Origin of the sequence: Streptomyces sp. CA-106110, from assembly GCF_050936285.1 — a bacterium.
GTDB lineage: Bacteria > Actinomycetota > Actinomycetes > Streptomycetales > Streptomycetaceae > Streptomyces.
Window position 1 is genome coordinate 9216850 of sequence record NZ_JBNJNB010000001.1, and the last position, 17700, is coordinate 9234549.

A 17700-nucleotide genomic window follows, 5' to 3' on the forward strand; every position below is an offset into this window, starting at 1 on the left:
GTCACTTCCACACCGCCTCACACATTGCGTCCCACGAGTACCGCGACTCCTGTCGGGTCTCCGGTCTGCCGTACAGCAAACGCGCACCTGTGCCTCCGGCCTCGGCGGTCGCCGCCAGGTCCCGCCGTCAACTCGCCCTGCCCTTGCGCAGGAACCGGCGAAGGCTGCGCAGCGGCCAGGTGTTGATCACATCGTCGGGCGTGAGCCAGCCGCGCTGCGCGGTGCCGACGCCGTAGCGCAGGAGGCCGAGGTGCAGAACGGAGTGGGCGTCGGAGTTCACGGCGAACTTCGCGCCCAGTTCCCGCGCGCGCAGGATGTCCTCGTCGCACAGGTCCAGGCGGTCCGGTTGCGCGTTGATCTCCAGTGCGGTTCCGGTGCGGGCGCAGACGGCGAACACCTCGTCCCAGTCGGCGTCCACCCCGGACCGTTTGCCGATCAGCCGGGTGGTCGGGTGGCCGAGGACGTTGACATACGGGTTCTCGCAGGCCCGTATCAGCCTGCGGGTCATCTCCTTGCGGCCCAGGTCGAAGTGGGAGTGCAGGGAGGCGACGCAGACGTCGATGCCGGCGAGGAACTCGTCGGGCCAGTCCAGATCTCCCTCGGGGCCGATGTTGAGCTCGGTACCGTGCAGCAGCCGCATCCGGCGGCGGGTGCCGTCCAGTGCCCGCACCTGCTCCCGCTGGGCGAGCATCTTCTCGTCCGTCATCCGCTGCATGTACAGATTGGGCGCGTGGTCGGTGATCGCGTAGTACGCGTAACCGCGTTCGGCGGCTGCCGCCACCATCTCCTCCAGCGGCGCGAGACCGTCGGTGAGATCGGTGTGGGTGTGCAGATCGCCCCGGATGCTCCGCTCGGTCACGAGGTCCGGCAACTCGCCGCGCAGTGCCGCCTCGATCTCGCCCCGGTCCTCACGAAGCGTGGGCGGTATCCAGGGCAGGCCCAGCCGGGCGTACACCTCCTCCTCGGAGCGGGAGGCGACCGACCGTCCGCTGTCCACCTCGAACAGGCCGTATTCGGAGAGCTTCAGACCCTGGCGCACGGCGATGGTCCGGGTGCGGATGTTGTGCGCCTTGGACCCGGTGAAGTACTGCTGCCCGGCGCCCCACGAGTCCGGCGGCAGCACCCGCAGGTCCACCTGGACGCCCTTGGTGGTGCGGACCGATGTCTTCTTCGAGCCGTGCGCGATCACCTCGGCGGTGGACGGCAGCCCGGCGAGCGCGTCCATGAACGGCGCGGACCGCCCGGCCGCGACGAGGACGTCGATGTCGCCGATGGTCTCCTTCATACGGCGCAGGGACCCCGCGTACGCGCAGCGCTTGCAGCCGGTCACGGCGGAGAGCTCCGCGACGATCTCCTCGGCCGTCTCCAGGGCCAGATGCAGCGGGATGCGGCCGCCCGCCTGCTGCATCAGGGAGATGCCGTGCAGGATGTTCTCCTGCGTCTTCTCGCCGAAGCCCTTGAGGTCTCGCAGTGCATCCGCGTCGATCGCGGCGGCCAGCTCGTTCACCGAGGAGATGTGCAGGTCCGCGTAGAGTCTCAGCGCCTTCTTCGGGCCCAGCGTGGGGATGGTGATCAGCTCCCGCACCCCGGCGGGGATCCGCGCCCGGCGCTCCTCGACCACCGCCATGGTGCCCGTGCGCAGGTATTCGGCCACCTTCTCGGCGATCGACCGGCCCACGTTCGGAATGTCCCGCAGCGCGCCGGGGTCCAGCCGGGAGATGTCCGCAGGGTGGCCGCCGATCGCCCGCGCGGCCTTCTCGTAGGCGCGCACCTTGAAGGCGTCGCCTCCCGTGATCGAGATGAGGTCCGCGTACTCCTGAAGGAGCGCCTCGACCTCTTCGTTGGGCCGGGCCACACTTCAGAGTCTAGGAACCGGCCGGGCGCCGGCCAAACGCGAAGGGCGCCGACCTGAGCCAGATCGGCGCCCTTCGCCATGTGTGTCCGAGGGGGGACTTGAACCCCCACGCCCGATAAAGGGCACTAGCACCTCAAGCTAGCGCGTCTGCCATTCCGCCACCCGGACAAAGTGTCTGTCGTGCGGGCCCCGCCCGCGGCGACGAAGGAAACATTACCAGGCTTTCGGGGGCGTTCGATCACACCCCGTTCCGTCGTGAACGGGGTGTGACGGACCTCCCGCCGCCTTGGGGTGCGGCGGGGGTCGGAGAGAGGATGTGGGGGACCACCAGCAGCTGTGAAGTGGGAGGAAGCAGCGTGACCGACACGGACACGGCCAGGAGCGTCACAGGCGAGGACGAGGTCGTGGACCTCTGCCGTGAGCTGATCCGGATCGACACCAGCAACTACGGCGACCACGACGGCCCCGGCGAGCGCAGGGCGGCGGAGTACGTGGCCGAGAAGCTCGCCGAGGTGGGCCTCGAACCGCAGATCTTCGAGTCACACCCGGGCCGTGCCTCCACGGTGGCCCGCATCGAGGGAGAGGACCGCTCGCGGCCCGCGCTGCTGATCCACGGCCACACCGACGTGGTACCGGCCAACGCGGTGGACTGGACGCACGATCCGTTCTCCGGCGAGATCGCCGACGGGTGCGTATGGGGACGCGGCGCGGTCGACATGAAGGACATGGACGCCATGACGCTGGCGGTCGTGCGCGACCGGCTGCGCAGCGGGCGCAAGCCGCCGCGGGACATCGTCCTCGCCTTCCTCGCCGACGAGGAGGCCGGCGGGACCTACGGCGCCCGGTACCTCGTGGACAAGCACCCCGGTCTCTTCGAGGGCGTCACCGAGGCGATCGGCGAGGTCGGCGGGTTCTCCTTCACGGTCAACGAGAAGCTGCGGCTCTACCTCGTGGAGACCGCGCAGAAGGGCATGCACTGGATGAAGCTCACCGTGGACGGCACCGCCGGCCACGGTTCGATGATCCACAAGGACAACGCCATCACGGAGCTGTCCGAGGCCGTCGGGCGCCTCGGCCGGTACTCGTTCCCGGTGCGCGTGACCAAGACGCTGCGGCACTTCCTCGACGAACTCGGCGACGCGCTCGGCACCGAACTCGACCCCGAGAACATGGACGACACGCTCGCCAAGCTCGGTGGGATCGCCAAGCTGATCGGCGCCTCGCTGCAGAACACCGCCAACCCGACCCAGCTGGGCGCCGGCTACAAGGTCAACGTGATCCCCGGCCAGGCCACCGCGCATGTCGACGGGCGTTATCTGCCGGGCTACGAGGAGGAGTTCCTCGCCGACCTCGACCGCATCCTCGGCCCGCGGGTCAGGCGCGAGGACGTGCACACGGACAAGGCCCTGGAGACCACGTTCGACGGCGCGCTGGTCGACGCCATGCAGACCGCGCTGTCGGCCGAGGACCCCATCGCCCGCGCCGTGCCGTACATGCTCTCGGCCGGCACCGACGCCAAGTCCTTCGCCGATCTCGGCATTCGCTGTTTCGGCTTCGCGCCGCTGAAGCTGCCGCCCGAGCTGGACTTCGCGGGCATGTTCCACGGCGTCGACGAGCGGGTCCCGGTGGACGCGCTGAAGTTCGGTGTGCGGGTCCTCGACCGATTCATCGACGCGTCCTGAAGGAGACTGCCCAACTGCCTTGATTCCGTCCCGGTTTGCGTGCTGAAACGAGACTGCACTATTCGCCCGTGCGTACGGACGCCGACCGGGACGGGTGAATGCGACCATAAGCTCGTAGCTCTATTACTCCCTCCTCGTTACTCGTGGTGTGGTCCGAGGCTTGGATCGCGTTTGCCAACAAGGAGGAATAATGATCAAGAAGGTCGTCGCTGCTGCGGCTGCCACCGGTGGTCTGGTTCTCGCGGGTGCGGGTCTGGCCGTCGCCGACTCGGGTGCCCAGGGTGCCGCCGCGCACTCCCCGGGCGTTCTGTCGGGCAATGTCGTCCAGGTCCCGGTGCACGTCCCGGTGAACGTCTGCGGCAACACGATCTCGGTGATCGGGCTGCTGAACCCCGCCTTCGGCAACACCTGCGTCAACAAGTGACGTTGTGCCCCACCCCATGAGGGGTCTCACCCCGTGAGGGGCTGAGCCCGTCGGCCCCGGAGTGCCTGCCATGCGCTCCGGGGCCGGCCGGTTCCTCCGCGTCCGCGCCCTGCAGCCGCGCGGCCGCGTTCCACAAGGTCCATGACTAGGTCGAAGACAGGGAATCAGCAATGCGACAGGTCACCCGCAAGGGCCTGATGACCGTGGCCGCGGCGACCGGCCTCCTCGCCGTCACCGGCGGTTACGCGCACGCCGACTCGGGAGCGCACGGATCGGCCAGCGACTCGCCCGGCCTGCTGTCGGGCAACACCGTGCAGGCGCCGGTGCACATTCCGGTCAACGTCTGCGGCAACACCGTGAACGTGATCGGGCTCCTCAACCCGGCGGCCGGCAACGCCTGCGCCAACACGGGCGGCAGCGGCCACACCGGTGGCTCCCACGCGAGCGGGCGCACCAGCGGCTCGCCCGGTGTCGGCTCCGGCAACACGGTGCAGGCCCCGGTGGACGTCCCGGTGAACGTCTGCGGCAACACCGTGAACGTGGGCGGCCTCGGCAACCCGGCCGCCGGGAACGGCTGCGCCCACACGGGCGGCGGTCACAGGGCCACCCCGCCCGGCCACGGCACGCTGCCGCCCTGCGGCTGTGAGGGGACGACTCCTCCCGGCGGCGGCACGACGCCTCCGGGCGGCGGCACCACCACCCCTCCCGCCACGCCCACCCAGCCCGGCACACCGCAGCAGCCGGGCGGCGGCAGGCACGTCAGCCACCCCGGTACGCAGACCGGCGGTACCGCGCAGCTCGCCCACACCGGTAGCGACCTCCCGCTCGGTGTGCTGGCTCCCCTCGGCGCGGGCGCGCTGCTCGGCGGCGCGCTGCTCTACCGCCGGGCGTGCGCCGGCATGTAAGACCGGCGCCACGTGCATCTCGGGCGTGCCGAGCGTGCTGGGCACGCCCGCGATGCCGTCGCACGGCGCGGTCCGGGCGATCGACACCGGGCGCGCCGCCTGGGCGGGCCACGACCCGCCGAAGCCGCACACCACGGATCGCACCCATCCTCCCCGGCGGTCCGTGCAACGCAGCGGGCCCCGCATCCGCGGGGCCCGCTCCGTTTCAGCTGCCTCCGCTCACCACGTGGCCCGCGCCTGGCGGATGATCCGCCGACGCAGCCTTACCCTGCGGCTGCCGTCGCGCAGCAGGCTCAGGCGGTCCAATTCCCAGTGCCCGTACTCGGCATGGTCCGTCAGCAGACGCGTGGCATCCTTGCGCGAGACCCCGCGCGGTACGTACACGTCGACAAATTCGTATTCCGGCATCGCATCTATTGTGCGGGCTGGGGCCCGGTACGGATAGCGTCTGCACTATGTCTGATGCTGCGCAGCCCACCGCTGCCGAGGTACGCGCCGCCGCCGAGGCGGTCAAGACCGCGCTCGATCGCCACCTGGCCGCGGTCGAACGCAGGACGGGTGAGGACGACCCGGCCGTCTACGAGGCGTTCAACGAGCTGGCCGCGGCGGCCGAGGAGTACGACGAACTGCTGTATGACCGTTATGACGAGGTCACGCCATTCGAGATCCCCGGTGCGGAGGACGCGCTGCCGCCGTACACGGGCCCCGAGGAGCCGAACGCGCTGAGCGTGCTGATCCGCCGGGACTACTCGGTGGCGGAACCGCAGCGGCTGCTGGCCCAGGCACAGCGCGTGGAGGACGCGGACGCGGCGAGCGGGCCCGAGTCCTCCGCCCGCACCGTCCATGGCGCCCTCGGCGTCCTGTTCGGCGAGTACGAACCGGACGAGATCGCCTCACGGCACAAGGAGTTCGGCCTGGAGGAGGGCGACTCCACGCTGTGGGTGCTGGCCGCGGACGAACCCGCGGAGGCGGGGGAGTGGCTGGAGACCCCCTTCGAGCAGGTCGATCCGCAGAGGGTCGTCTGCCGCTTCGACGTCAGCTCGGTCTTCGACGAGGAGTCGGACGACGACCTCGAGGAGGAGCTCGAACTCGACCGCGAGCTGGACGACGACGAGGACCTGGAACCGCTGGACGCGGAGCGCTAGCGCGGACCCGACCGGGCCGCGGGACGTCGCGGCCCGGTGGGGGCGCTTGCGGGCCGGAGGGGCGGCGCCGGTCGGAGGAGCACCTTGTCGGCGGGGGCGCGGTGCCGGGCGGCGGTGCCACCGCGGTCGGCGGTAGCCCGGAGGCGCGACGTCGGCCAGCCGTATCAGGCAGACCGGAGGCACGGCGTTGGCCGGCCGTGCCACGTAGAACCGGAGGCCGACACGACACACGTCGGCCTCCTACCGCCGTGATCCCTCCCCGGCGCGCGCCAAGCCACGGAGCACAGCCGCCGGTCGCGCGAGGCAACGCCGCGACGGCCGCGCCGGGGCCGCTGCGGCAGCAGCCGCGGTCAGCCCGTATCCACAGCGCCCGCGCCGATCCCGTCGCCGCAGCGCCCGTGCTCAGCCCGCCGTAGGGATCTGGGCCCGCAGCAGTGGGGTCAGGCGGGTTGTGCGCGGCTTGGCCGGGACCTCGGCCACGGCGCGGGGAAGTGCCTGCTCCGCCCCGTGGACGACGGACAGATGGCGGACAGCCCGCCCGAACGCCGTGTACACCCAGGGCCGGCTGAGTGCCTGTACGGCGTCCTTGGGCAGCACCACGACCACCGCGGGCCACCGCAGCCCCACCGCCTGGTGTGCGGTCAGCGCCCAGCCGTGCCGTACCGCCTGCTCCACCCGCTCCTTCGGTACGACGACGGGGACGCCCTCGCAGTCCAGGTGCAGTCCCTCGGCGTCGGCCGTCACGACGCGGCCCGGCAGCGTACGGCCCGGTGCGGGGGAGTAGGCGATCCGGTCGCCGGGGTCGAAGCCCCCGAAGCGGCCGGGACCCGGATTGAACCGCTCCTTGAGTGCCGCGTTGAGCGCGCGGGTCCCCACCGCCCCGCCGTGGCCCGGTGTGATCACCTGGGTCTCCTCCGACGGCACGCCGATCGCCCGCGGCACGGAGTCCGCGACCAGCTGGACGGTACGGTGCACCGCCTCACCGGCGTCCCGCACCGGCACGATCACGACCTCCTTGCCGGGCGCGTCGATCTGCGGGAGCTCGCCGATGCCGATCGCGGACACCAGCTCGCCGAGCGGGCCGGGGTCGGGGGTCCGCGAGGCGATCTGCGGGCACACCCGGGCGGCCAGGAGATCGGCGAACACCCGGCCCGGACCGGCCGACCACAGCACTCCCGGGTCACCGCTCAGCACCAGGCGGGCCCCGTCGGGCAGTGACTCGGTGAGCAGCGCGGCCGTCTCGACGTCCAGCTGGGGTGCGTCCAGCACGATGAGCAGATCGAGGTCCAGCGCGCCGTCCGCGTCCCGGCCCGGTCCCTCGGCACCGGACAGCAGACCGGCCACCGTGGCGAGCGCCGGATCCGGCTCCGGCGCGCCGGCGTCCGGCTGGTCGAGCCGCGCGAGCACAGCGGCGAACAGATCGCGACCGGCCGGGCTGTGGGTGGCGCCCCAGGCCCGCACCCCGAGTCTGCGCGCCTCGGACAACAGTGTGGCCGACTCGATGTGCGAGGCCGTGCCGCCGGTGTGCAGCACCAGGCCATGACCGGCCACCGCGCGGATCAGCTCACCCGTGGAGCCGCGAGCGGTCCCGGCCGCCTGCTCCCACTCCTCGGCCGAACCGTCCTCCTTCGGCGCGGAGTTGATCAGCCGGGCGAGTCCGTCGGCCAGGCTCTCCTCCGCGAGCGCGTACCGCTCCAGGCCGATCAGCACACGGACCGGGCGTTCGGCGTCCTCTTCCTCTTCTCCGTCCTGCGCGCCGCCGGCCGCGGACGTCTCCAGGGCGTCCTGGAACACAAGGGCCTCGCCCTCGGCGATCGTGCTCTGCACGGCCGCGTCGGGGTCCGGCACCGAGCTCTGGGCGAGCGCGATCTCGAGGGCCGCGACCTCCAGTGCGGTGTGCCCGGCCAGGGCCGCCTGCTCCAGCAGCCAGACCGTGACCGCGCGGGTCCGTCGCTCGTCGTCCGGGCGGCACTCGGCACCGAGCAGCGCGCGGGCGAAGCCGTCGGCCTGCTCGGGGCGCACCCCGGCGACCCGCAGCAACTGCCAGGGGTCCGCACGCAGGTGGGCGTCCGCGCCCTCGCCGAGGGCCTCCGCGACCTGGGGCGCCAGTGTCCCGGGGGCGCCTCCCTCGCTCAGGACGGCGCCGGCCGCCGCGACGGTCTCCGTCGCGGGGGCCGCCGGGGAGGCTGGCGGTGCGACAGGCCGGCTGGGGCGCGCGGGTTCCGAGGCGGGCCGGCGTGGGGAGGGGGCCGGCTCGGCGAAGGCGCTCGACAACGGCTGCTCTCCGCGCTCCACCGCCCGCACGGCCGCGAGCAGGTCGGCGGCCTGCCCGCTGAGCTTTGCACCGGCCTCGACAGGGCCGTGCTTCTCCGCCTTGCGCCGCTCGATCCGCTCCCGCTCGATCCGCTGGGCGGCCAGTTCCGCCTCGGCCTCCGACCGCCCGGTCGCAGTGGCGTCGTCCTCGGCGCCGGAGGACGACCCCTCGGCCCGGCCCTCGCCCTGCCCGGCGGCCGCCGCCGGCTCCTCGGCACCGTCCGCCCCGGTCACGGCCCCGTCCTCCTGCTTCTGCGGCCGGGGGGCCGACTCCGTGGTCTCCGGGTCCGTGCTCACAGCGTGCTCCAGTCGTGATCGGGATAGCGGTGCACCGGGGCCGACACATCATCCAGCGCCCGGCAGATCTCGTCGGGAAGGCTAAGCGCCTCCACTGACAACGCGGCCGTGAGCTGCTGTGCGTTGCGCGCGCCCACGATCGGCGCGACGACACCCGGCCGGTCGCGGACCCAGGTCAGCGCCACCTGGAGCGGCGTCGCGGACAGTCCGTCGGCGGCCGTCTGCACCGCGTCGACGATGCTGCTCGCCGTGTCGTCCAGGTAGGGCGCGACGAAGGGCGCCATGTGTTCGGAGGCCCCGCGTGAGTCGGCCGGCGTCGACTGCCGGTACTTGCCGGTGAGTACACCCCGGCCCAGGGGAGAGGACGGCAGTAGCCCGACCCCGAGGTCCAGTGCGGCCGGCAGCACCTCGCGTTCCACGCCGCGCTGCAGCAGGGAGTACTCCATCTGGGTGCTGGCGATGCGGGTGCGTATGCCCGGCACCGTGAGCTGCCATGTCGCCGCCTTCGCCAGCTGCCAGCCGCAGAAGTTGGACACGCCCGCGTACCGTGCGCGCCCGCTGCTGACCGCCAGGTCGAGCGCCTGCAGCGTCTCCTCCAGCGGGGTGTCGGGATCGAAGGCGTGGATGTGCCACAGGTCGACGTAGTCCGTGCCCAGACGGGCGAGCGAGGCGTCCAGCGCGGCGAGCAGATGGCCGCGCGAGCCGTCGAAGCGGCGGTCGGGGTCCGGCACGCTGCCCGCCTTGGTGGAGATGATCAGGTCGCGGCGTGGCACGAGCCCGTCCATGAGTTGCCCGAGCAGATACTCGGCCTCCCCGTCGCCGTACACGTCCGCCGTGTCGACGAGGGTGCCGCCGGCCTCCCAGAACACCTTCAACTGCTCCGCGGCGTCGTGCTCGTCCGTGTCGCGTCCCCACGTCAGGGTGCCGAGTCCGATCCGGGACACACGAAGGCCGGTACGGCCGAGATGCCTCTGCTCCATGAACGCCGAGATTACGGCCTGAACTCGGCCCGTGGGGGGCCTGTGGACAACCGATTTCCCCTGCTTCCCGGCGAGTGATGAGTCGGTCTGCCTTCCGGGGCGGACACCGCGCTAAGGTCTGCCCCCAAGGGACGTTACTGATCGGTAAGGGGAATCGGGCATGCAGCTCGGGATCAACCTCGGCTACTGGGGCGCCGGAATGGACGCCGACAATCTCGCCGTGGCCCAGGAGGCCGACCGGCTCGGCTACGCGGTGTGCTGGGCCGCGGAGGCCTACGGCTCCGACGCGGCCACCGTGCTCACCTGGGTAGCCGCCCAGACCGAGCGCATCGACGTCGGTTCGGCGATCTTCCAGATCCCGGCCCGCCAGCCGGCGATGACCGCGATGACCGCCGCCACCCTCGACTCGCTCTCCGGCGGCCGCTTCCGCCTCGGCCTCGGCGTCTCGGGACCGCAGGTCTCCGAGGGCTGGTACGGAGTCAAGTTCGACAAGCCACTCTCCCGCACCCGGGAGTACGTGGAGATCGTACGGAAGGCGATGACACGCGAGCGGCTGTCGTACGAGGGCGAGCACTGGACCCTCCCGCTGCCCGGCGGCCCCGGCAAGCCGATCAAGCTGACCGTGCACCCCCAGCGCGAGCACATCCCGCTCTACATCGCCGCCATCGGCCCGAAGAACCTGGAGCAGACCGGCGAGATCGCCGACGGGGCCCTGCTCATCTTCCCCTCGGCCGACCACCTCGAGGAGACCGCGGTCAAGCACCTGCGCGCCGGGCGCGAGAAGGCCGGCAAGACCCTCGAGGGCTTCGACATCTGCCCCACGCTCCCGCTCGCGGTCGGCGACGACAAGGACGTGGACGCGCTCGCCGACACCTTCCGTCCCTACACTGCCCTGTACGTCGGGGGCATGGGCAGCCGCAAGCAGAACTTCTACAACCAGCTCGCCCAGCGCATGGGCTACGAGCAGGCGGCCGCCGAGATCCAGGACAAGTACCTGTCCGGCGACAAGCAGGGTGCCGCGGCCGCGGTCCCGCACGAGCTGATCGACCGGACCACCCTGCTGGGCTCCGTGGACCGCATCGCCGACCGGATGAAGGCCTACGCCGAAGCCGGCGTCACCACCCTCACCCTGGCGCCCGCGGGCTTCGCCCTCGAGGAGCGGATCGCCTCGCTGCGGGCCGGGTCCGAGGCCTTGGAGCGGGCCGGGCTCGCGTAGCGGGGCGGACGTCTCAGCGGCCGTGGTGGGGGCTCGGGGGTCTTCCCCGCCACGGCCGTCACCCGGAACAACGCGCTGAGCCCCACACGGTTACGGCACCGGCCCGAGCCGGGCCGTGCTCCGTTCGGCCGAGTCGCCCCGCACAGCTGTTGCAGCACCCTCACGACCGCATTTGACTCGTTCTTTGCGGAGTCCTGCAGAGAGGTGCGCGCGATGCTTTCGGCCAAGAGTCTGTTCCAGGAGATCCTCGACGATGACGAGTCCTTCCGGCTGTTCTGCTCCATCGCGGCCAGCGGGGAGGCACAGGGCGGCTGGGAGAACGGGCGCATCGCCACACTCGTACCGGCGAGCGAGCGGGGACTCGCCCCCAAGATCGCCCGCCACGGCAGGGACGAGGACAAGCACGCGCGGATCTTCGGCGCGCTGCTGCGCAAGCGCGGTCTGACACCCATGCCGGTGCCCGCGGAGACCGACTACACGATGCTGCTGGAACGGCGGGGCATCGGCCTCGCGCACGAGAAGCTCAAGGCCGACGAGCCGCTCGGCGTCCCGGACGTCATCACCTATCTGGCGCACAGCAGGGTCACCGAGCAGCGTGCCGCGGAACAGATGGCGTTGCTGCGCAGGCACTTCTCGGACGACCCCGACATCGGCAGAGCCGTCCGCGTGATCGCGCGCGACGAGGACAATCATCTCGCGTACTCCCACGTGGAACTGCTGCGCTTCGAGGCCGCCGGACACGGCCCCTTCATCCGGCGGACGCTGCGGGAGTGCGCGCTCGCCGAGATCCGCGTCCACCGGGACGTCAGCCTCGCCGTCATGGCCCACATGGGGCGCATCCTCGGCTGGTCCCCGGCCAGGTCGGCGCTGCTCACGGCCGCCGTCCAGGCGATGTACGCCTACGAGCGGCTCGGCGGCTGGAGGCGCATGGTGAGCCTTCGGATGCCCGAGCGACGGGACCCGCTCGGCGAGCCCGCCGCCCCCGCGCCCGAGTTCGCCTGAGCGGCCCGCCACGCGCGCGTGGGGCGGGCCCGCGTCACATCCAGCCCCGCCGTTTGAACAGCCGGTACAGCAGGACCTCGAACCCTCCCATCACCAGGATCACCGTCGGGTACGACCAGATCCAGTGCAGTTCCGGCATGTGTTCGAAGTTCATTCCGTAGATCCCCGCGATCATGGTGGGGACCGCGGCCATCGCCGCCCACGCCGAGATCTTCCGCATGTCGTCGTTCTGCCGGACGCTCATCTGCGCCAGATGCGCGGCGAGGACGTCGGAGACGAGCCGGTCAAGGGCCTCCACCGACTCGTTCACCCGCGTCAAGTGGTCCAGGACGTCACGGAAGAAGGGCCGCGACTTCTCCTGCACGAACGGCACCGTCGCACCATGGGTGCTCTGCCCCGCCAGCCGGGCCAGCGGCGGCGCCAGCGGGACCGTCGCCCGCCGGAACTCCACGATCTGCCGTTTGAAGGCGTAGATCCGCGAGGCCGTGTGCCGCGACCCGCCGCCGACCGGTGAGAACACCCCCGTCTCCAGCTCCTCCAGGTCGGTCTGCAGTTCGGTCGCGACGTCCAGGTAGTGGTCGACGACCGAGTCCGCGATCGAGTAGAGGACGCCCGTCGGTCCGTGCCGCAGCATGTCGGGCTGCTCCTCCAGGTGCCGCCGCACCGAGCCGAGCGGCACGGGATCGCCGTGGCGCACGGTCACCACGAAGGCGTCGCCCAGGAAGACCATCAGCTCACCCGTGGAGACGGTGTCGCTGCGGGGCTCGTACGCCACCGGCTTGAGCACCACGAACAGCGAGTCGTCGTACACCTCGAGCTTCGGCCGCTGGTGTGCCGTCAACGCGTCCTCGACCGCCAGCGGATGCAGTCCGAACTCCTCGGTGACCAGGTCGAACTCTTTCTCCGTCGGTTCGTACAGACCGATCCACAAGAAGGCGTCAGTACAGGCGCGCGCCTCGGCCAGGGCGTCGGAGAGGTCTTCGGGGCCCCCGATCCGCCGTCCGTCACGGTAGATGGCGCAGTCGATGATCACAGAGCGTATTCTCCCGTCCGGTCGTTGCCGCCGCATGCCGATGTCTCTTGGCCCACCCGCCTCGGGAAACCCGGCGGTGCCGTGCCCCCGACGCGCCCCTGCCTCGCACCCCGGGGCCGGCACCGCGGCCGGTCCGGTTCGTGAGGCCTCCCTTTAGGCTGGGCGTCATGCCCACGTTGATCCTCGTCCGGCACGGACGCTCCACCGCCAACACCTCTGGACTCCTCGCCGGCTGGACACCCGGCGTCGCCCTGGACGAGCGGGGCGCCGCGCAGGCCGCGGCCCTGCCCGGGCGGCTCGCCGAACTTCCGGTCGCGGAGGTCGTCACGAGCCCCCTGCAGCGCTGCCAGGAGACCGTCCGGCCACTGCTCGACGCCCGCCCCGGACTGCGCGCGCACACCGAGGACCGGATCGGGGAGTGCCACTACGGCGACTGGTCCGGCCGCAAGCTCGCCGAGTTGAAGGACGAGCCGCTGATGGAGGTCGTGCAGGCGCATCCCTCGGCGGCCGCGTTCCCCGGCGGCGAGTCGATGCGGGCCATGCAGGCCCGGGCCGCGGAGGCGGTCCGGGAGTGGAACGCGCGCGTGGAGCGCGATCACGGCCCCGACGCCGTGTACCTCATGTGCTCGCACGGGGACATCATCAAATCGCTTGTCGCGGACGCACTCGGGCTTCATCTCGACCTCTTCCAGCGGATCTCCGTGGAACCGTGTTCCATCACCGCGATCCGTTACACCCGTCTGAGGCCATTTCTCGTTCGCCTCGGGGACACCGGCGATTTCACCTCCCTCGTGCCCCGTGAGGAGGCCTCCGGGTCGGACGCCACGGTCGGAGGCGGTGCGGGCGCACCGTGATCGTCCGCCGCAGTAGGGTGAAGCGATCGCACCAGCGCAGTAGTTGTCAGTAAACGAAGCGGGCCGGCGCGGTCAGCCGGCCCGATCCCGATCCAATGGAGACAGGACGTGTCCCGTCAGGTGTTCCTCTACGACCCCCCGGACCGTTTCGTGGCCGGTACGGTCGGGCTGCCCGGGCGCCGTACCTTCTTCCTGCAGGCCTCGGCCGGACCCCGGGTGACCAGCGTGGCCCTGGAGAAGACCCAGGTCGCGGCGCTCGCCGAGCGCATGGACGAGCTTCTCGACGAGGTCGTGCGCCGCAGTGGCGGCAGCGCGGCCGTACCCGCCATGGCTCCCACGGAGGTCTCGGACACGGCACCGCTGGAGACCCCCATCGAGGAGGAGTTCCGCGTCGGCACCATGGCCCTGGCCTGGGACGGCGAGGAACAGCGCATGATCGTCGAGGCCCAGGCCCTGGTCGAGCTGGACGCCGAATCCGAGGAGGACCTCGCCGAGGCCGAGGAGCGACTGCTCCAGGACGAGGAGAACGGCCCGCCGATGCTCCGGGTCCGGCTCACCGGCGCGCAGGCCAGGGCCTTCGCCAAGCGCGCCCTCGATGTCGTCAACGCGGGGCGGCCACCCTGCCCGCTGTGCAGCCTCCCGCTCGACCCGGAAGGACACGTATGTCCGCGCCAGAACGGATACCGCCGCGGAGCGTGACCACGCCCGAACTCCTCGCCGAGGGCGAGCTGACCGTGGTCGGGCAGATCCGCGACGCGTCCAACGCGGCCCTGTACTGCACGGTCTCCTACGACGGCCGCGAAGCCGCCTGCATCTACAAGCCGATCGCCGGCGAGCAGCCCCTGTGGGACTTCCCGGACGGCACGCTGGCGGAGCGCGAGGTCGCCGCGTACGTGGTGTCCGAGGCGACCGGCTGGGGGCTCGTGCCGCCCACCGTGCTCCGTGACGGGCCGTACGGCCAGGGCATGTGCCAGCTGTGGATCGACGGGCAGCCGGGTGCCGAGTTGCTCGCCCTGATGGACGGCGAGGAGCCGGAGGACGGCTGGAAAGCCATCGGCCTGGCGGACGCCGGTGACGGCAGGACGGCCCTGCTGGTGCACGCCGACGACGAGCGGCTGCGGCGCCTTGCCGTGCTCGACGCGGTCATCAACAACGCCGACCGCAAGGGCGGCCATCTGCTGCCGGCCGCCGAGGGGCGTCTGTACGGCATCGACCACGGGGTGACATTCAACACCGAGAACAAGCTGCGCACCCTGTTGTGGGGCTGGGCAGGGGAGTCGCTGACGGGGGAGGCCGTCGAGGTGCTCAAGGGCCTGAAGGACGCGCTCGACGAGGGCGCGGCACTGGCCGTGAGGCTCTCCGAACTGCTCACCGGGGCAGAGGTGCAGGCGACGCGCGCACGGGTGACGGCGCTGCTGGAGTCGGGCAGGCATCCCGAGCCGAGCGGGGAGTGGCCGGCGATCCCGTGGCCGCCGGTGTGAGCCGAGGGCGGTGCGGATCACCGCCTTGCACATTCTCGGGTGTCGCGCAAGGACGCCTTCCCGGCCATCCGGCCCGGTCCGGTTCGTATACGTAACTTCGGGCCGGTTAGGCTCATGACATGCATGCCTGGCCCGCTCCCGAGGTCCCCGCCCTGCCTGGTCAGGGCCGCGACCTGAGGATCCACGACACCGCGACCGGCGGCCTCGTCACCCTCGACCCCGGTCCCGTCGCCCGTATCTACGTCTGCGGCATCACCCCGTACGACGCGACCCATATGGGTCACGCGGCGACCTACAACGCGTTCGACCTCGTGCAGCGCGTGTGGCTGGACACCAAGCGCCAGGTCCATTACGTCCAGAACGTGACCGATGTCGACGATCCCCTCCTCGAGCGGGCGCAGCGCGACGGCGTCGACTGGGTCGGCCTCGCCGAGCAGGAGACGGCGCTCTTCCGCGAGGACATGACCGCCCTGCGCATGCTCTCCCCGAAGCACTACATAGGCGCCGTGGAGGCGATACCGGGGATCGTGCCGCTCGTCGAGCGTCTCAGGGACGCCGGAGCGGCCTACGAACTCGAAGGCGACGTCTACTTCTCCGTGGAGTCCGACCCCAACTTCGGCAAGGTGTCCAACCTGGACGCCGCCGCGATGCGCCTGCTGTCCGCGGAACGCGGCGGCGACCCGGACCGCTCGGGCAAGAAGAACCCGCTCGACCCGATGCTCTGGATGGCCGCGCGCGAGGGCGAGCCCAGTTGGGACGGCGCCTCGCTGGGTCCCGGCAGGCCCGGCTGGCACATCGAGTGCGTGGCCATCGCCCTCGACCACCTGGGCATGGGCTTCGATGTGCAGGGCGGCGGCTCCGACCTCGCCTTCCCGCACCACGAGATGGGTGCCTCACACGCGCAGGTGCTGACCGGCGAATACCCGATGGCCAAGGCGTACGTCCACGCCGGCATGGTGGCGCTGGACGGCGAGAAGATGTCGAAGTCCAAGGGCAACCTGGTCTTCGTGTCCCGGCTGCGGCGCGACGGCGTCGACCCGGCCGCGATCCGGCTCGCGCTGCTCGCGCACCACTACCGGTCCGACTGGGAGTGGACCGACCAGGTGCTGCGGGACGCCGAGGCGCGGCTGGAGCGCTGGCGCGCCGCCGTCTCCCGGCCCGACGGCCCGCCCGCCGACGCGCTCGTGGACGAGATCCGCGAGGCCCTCGCGAACGACCTGGACGCACCGGCCGCGCTCGCCGCGGTCGACCGCTGGGCGGCGCTCCAGGAGCAGAGCGGCGGTACGGACACGGGTGCGCCCGGTGTCGTCTCACGTGCCGTGGACGCGCTGCTCGGCGTGGCCCTCTGAGCCCCTGAGGCAACGGCAGACCGGCGCCGGGACGGGACGTACCCGCCCGGCGCCGCTCGGCGTCCGTCCGGCCGGTTCACCGGCGGACCGGGCGTCGCCCGTGACAAGGAGAGGGACCGGCGGCGGCGAGCCGCCCGTCATGCGGAACGGACCAGGGCGGTGCGCCGGTGCGCACCGCCCTGTCAGTCCTCCTGGGTGTCCTCGTCCTCGCCACCCGGCCGCGGCGGCTTCGGCGGCCGCGTCCGGCCGCCCGGGTTGTCCAGCCGGAACGGACCGGTTTCGCCGCTGTCCGTGGCGTGCCCGCCCGGCGGGCTGACGTCCCGTCGGCGCAGATACCGCTCGAACTCGCGGGCGATCGCCTCACCCGACGCCTCCGGCAGCTCGGCCGTGTCCCGGGCCTCCTCGAGCGTCTGCACATACTCGGCGACCTCGCTGTCCTCGGCGGCCAGCTGATCCACGCCGAGCTGCCAGGCGCGGGCGTCCTCCGGCAGTTCGCCGAGCGGAATACGCAGGTCGAGCAGGTCTTCCAGACGGTTGAGCAGGGCCAGCGTGGCTTTCGGGTTCGGCGGCTGCGACACATAGTGCGGGACCGCCGCCCACAGCGAGACGGCCGGGACGCCCGCGTGCGTGCACGCTTCCTGCAGCACGCCCACGATCCCCGTCGGCCCCTCGTACTTGGTCTCCTCCAGATCCATCCGGCGGGCCAGGTCCGAATCGGAGGTGGTCCCGCTGATCGGGACCGGACGCGTGTGCGGGGTGTCGCCCAGCAGCGCGCCCAGGATCACCACCAGCTCCACGCCCAGCTCATGGGCGAAGCCCAGCAGCTCGTTGCAGAACGAGCGCCAGCGCATCGACGGTTCGATGCCACGGACCAGTACCAGGTCCCGCGGCTTCTCGCCGGCCACACGGACCACCGAGAGTCGGGTCGTGGGCCAGGTGATCTTGCGAACACCGGCCTCCATGAACACTGTGGGGCGGTTCACCTGGAAGTCGTAGTAGTCCTCGGCGTCCAGCGCCGCGAACACATCGCCCTTCCATTCCCTGTCCAGATGCGCGACCGCGGTGGAGGCGGCGTCGCCGGCATCGTTCCAGCCCTCGAACGCGGCCACCATGACCGGGTCGATCAGCTCGGGAACCCCCTCGAGCTCGATCACCCAGTGCCTC

General features: G+C 71.6%; 16 protein-coding genes and 1 tRNA gene. 10 read left to right on the top strand and 7 right to left on the bottom strand.

Annotation, left to right across the window (positions count from 1 at the left end):
- Nucleotides 1-127: 127 nt before the first annotated feature.
- Both polX and ACQEXA_RS42475 read right to left on the bottom strand, forming a co-directional pair.
- Complete coding sequence (polX, locus tag ACQEXA_RS42470; RefSeq protein WP_432925941.1) at nt 128-1855, bottom strand: DNA polymerase/3'-5' exonuclease PolX; 1728 nt, start codon at nt 1853-1855, stop codon at nt 128-130.
- Between the two features lie 83 nt (nt 1856-1938).
- Nucleotides 1939-2023, bottom strand: a tRNA-Leu gene (locus ACQEXA_RS42475).
- A gap of 146 nt (nt 2024-2169) precedes the next feature.
- Here ACQEXA_RS42475 and ACQEXA_RS42480 point away from each other — a divergent pair.
- The 3 genes from ACQEXA_RS42480 (at nt 2170) to ACQEXA_RS42490 (ending at nt 4866) form a co-directional block, all read left to right on the top strand.
- A complete protein-coding gene (locus ACQEXA_RS42480; protein WP_432925939.1) occupies nt 2170-3537 on the top strand; it encodes a M20/M25/M40 family metallo-hydrolase in 1368 nt (455 codons plus the stop codon).
- Between the two features lie 190 nt (nt 3538-3727).
- On the top strand, nt 3728-3961 hold the full coding sequence (gene chpH / locus ACQEXA_RS42485; protein WP_432925938.1) for a chaplin ChpH: 234 nt from the start codon (nt 3728-3730) through the stop codon (nt 3959-3961).
- A 170-nt stretch (nt 3962-4131) separates the two neighbouring features.
- Complete coding sequence (locus ACQEXA_RS42490) at nt 4132-4866, top strand: chaplin (protein WP_433132697.1); 735 nt, start codon at nt 4132-4134, stop codon at nt 4864-4866.
- Nucleotides 4867-5085: 219 nt separating this feature from the next.
- Here the strand turns inward: ACQEXA_RS42490 and ACQEXA_RS42495 are convergent, their stop codons facing one another.
- Nucleotides 5086-5274, bottom strand: coding sequence for a DUF5703 family protein (locus ACQEXA_RS42495; protein WP_250077660.1), 189 nt, complete (start codon nt 5272-5274; stop codon nt 5086-5088).
- A gap of 47 nt (nt 5275-5321) precedes the next feature.
- Here ACQEXA_RS42495 and ACQEXA_RS42500 point away from each other — a divergent pair, with 47 nt between their 5' ends.
- On the top strand, nt 5322-6011 hold the full coding sequence (locus ACQEXA_RS42500) for a hypothetical protein (protein WP_432925934.1): 690 nt from the start codon (nt 5322-5324) through the stop codon (nt 6009-6011).
- A gap of 402 nt (nt 6012-6413) precedes the next feature.
- Here the strand turns inward: ACQEXA_RS42500 and ACQEXA_RS42505 are convergent, their stop codons facing one another.
- Nucleotides 6414-8621 carry a helix-hairpin-helix domain-containing protein gene (locus ACQEXA_RS42505; RefSeq protein ID WP_432925932.1) on the bottom strand — a complete coding sequence of 736 codons (2208 nt, stop codon included), beginning with the start codon at nt 8619-8621 and terminating at the stop codon, nt 6414-6416.
- Nucleotides 8618-9601 carry an aldo/keto reductase gene (locus ACQEXA_RS42510; protein ID WP_432925930.1) on the bottom strand — a complete coding sequence of 328 codons (984 nt, stop codon included), beginning with the start codon at nt 9599-9601 and terminating at the stop codon, nt 8618-8620. Before ACQEXA_RS42510 ends, ACQEXA_RS42505 begins: the two co-directional genes overlap by 4 nt.
- Before the next feature lie 160 nt (nt 9602-9761).
- Here ACQEXA_RS42510 and ACQEXA_RS42515 point away from each other — a divergent pair, with 160 nt between their 5' ends.
- Both ACQEXA_RS42515 and ACQEXA_RS42520 read left to right on the top strand, forming a co-directional pair.
- Nucleotides 9762-10817: an LLM class F420-dependent oxidoreductase gene (locus ACQEXA_RS42515; protein WP_360994363.1), complete on the top strand. Its 1056-nt coding sequence runs from the start codon at nt 9762-9764 to the stop codon at nt 10815-10817.
- Nucleotides 10818-11030: 213 nt separating this feature from the next.
- Entirely contained in the window at nt 11031-11819 is a 789-nt protein-coding gene (locus tag ACQEXA_RS42520; protein WP_432925928.1) for a ferritin-like domain-containing protein, read from the top strand.
- A 34-nt stretch (nt 11820-11853) separates the two neighbouring features.
- On the opposite strand, the gene corA is transcribed toward ACQEXA_RS42520, so the two are convergent.
- Complete coding sequence (corA, locus tag ACQEXA_RS42525) at nt 11854-12852, bottom strand: magnesium/cobalt transporter CorA (RefSeq protein ID WP_432925926.1); 999 nt, start codon at nt 12850-12852, stop codon at nt 11854-11856.
- A 167-nt stretch (nt 12853-13019) separates the two neighbouring features.
- Here corA and ACQEXA_RS42530 point away from each other — a divergent pair, with 167 nt between their 5' ends.
- The 4 genes from ACQEXA_RS42530 to mshC all read left to right on the top strand — a co-directional run bounded on the left by ACQEXA_RS42530 (nt 13020) and on the right by mshC (nt 16536).
- A complete protein-coding gene (locus ACQEXA_RS42530) occupies nt 13020-13706 on the top strand; it encodes a histidine phosphatase family protein (protein WP_359389582.1) in 687 nt (228 codons plus the stop codon).
- Between the two features lie 108 nt (nt 13707-13814).
- Nucleotides 13815-14405 (top strand): DUF3090 domain-containing protein, encoded by a 591-nt coding sequence (locus ACQEXA_RS42535; protein ID WP_359389585.1) that lies wholly within the window; start codon nt 13815-13817, stop codon nt 14403-14405.
- Nucleotides 14369-15187: an SCO1664 family protein gene (locus ACQEXA_RS42540; protein WP_359389588.1), complete on the top strand. Its 819-nt coding sequence runs from the start codon at nt 14369-14371 to the stop codon at nt 15185-15187. The genes ACQEXA_RS42535 and ACQEXA_RS42540 overlap by 37 nt, the downstream gene beginning before the upstream one ends.
- A 119-nt stretch (nt 15188-15306) precedes the next feature.
- Nucleotides 15307-16536 (top strand): cysteine--1-D-myo-inosityl 2-amino-2-deoxy-alpha-D-glucopyranoside ligase, encoded by a 1230-nt coding sequence (gene mshC / locus ACQEXA_RS42545; protein ID WP_432925924.1) that lies wholly within the window; start codon nt 15307-15309, stop codon nt 16534-16536.
- Nucleotides 16537-16718: 182 nt separating this feature from the next.
- Here the strand turns inward: mshC and ACQEXA_RS42550 are convergent, their stop codons facing one another.
- Complete coding sequence (locus ACQEXA_RS42550) at nt 16719-17690, bottom strand: PAC2 family protein (RefSeq protein WP_432925922.1); 972 nt, start codon at nt 17688-17690, stop codon at nt 16719-16721.
- Nucleotides 17691-17700 lie beyond the last annotated feature (10 nt).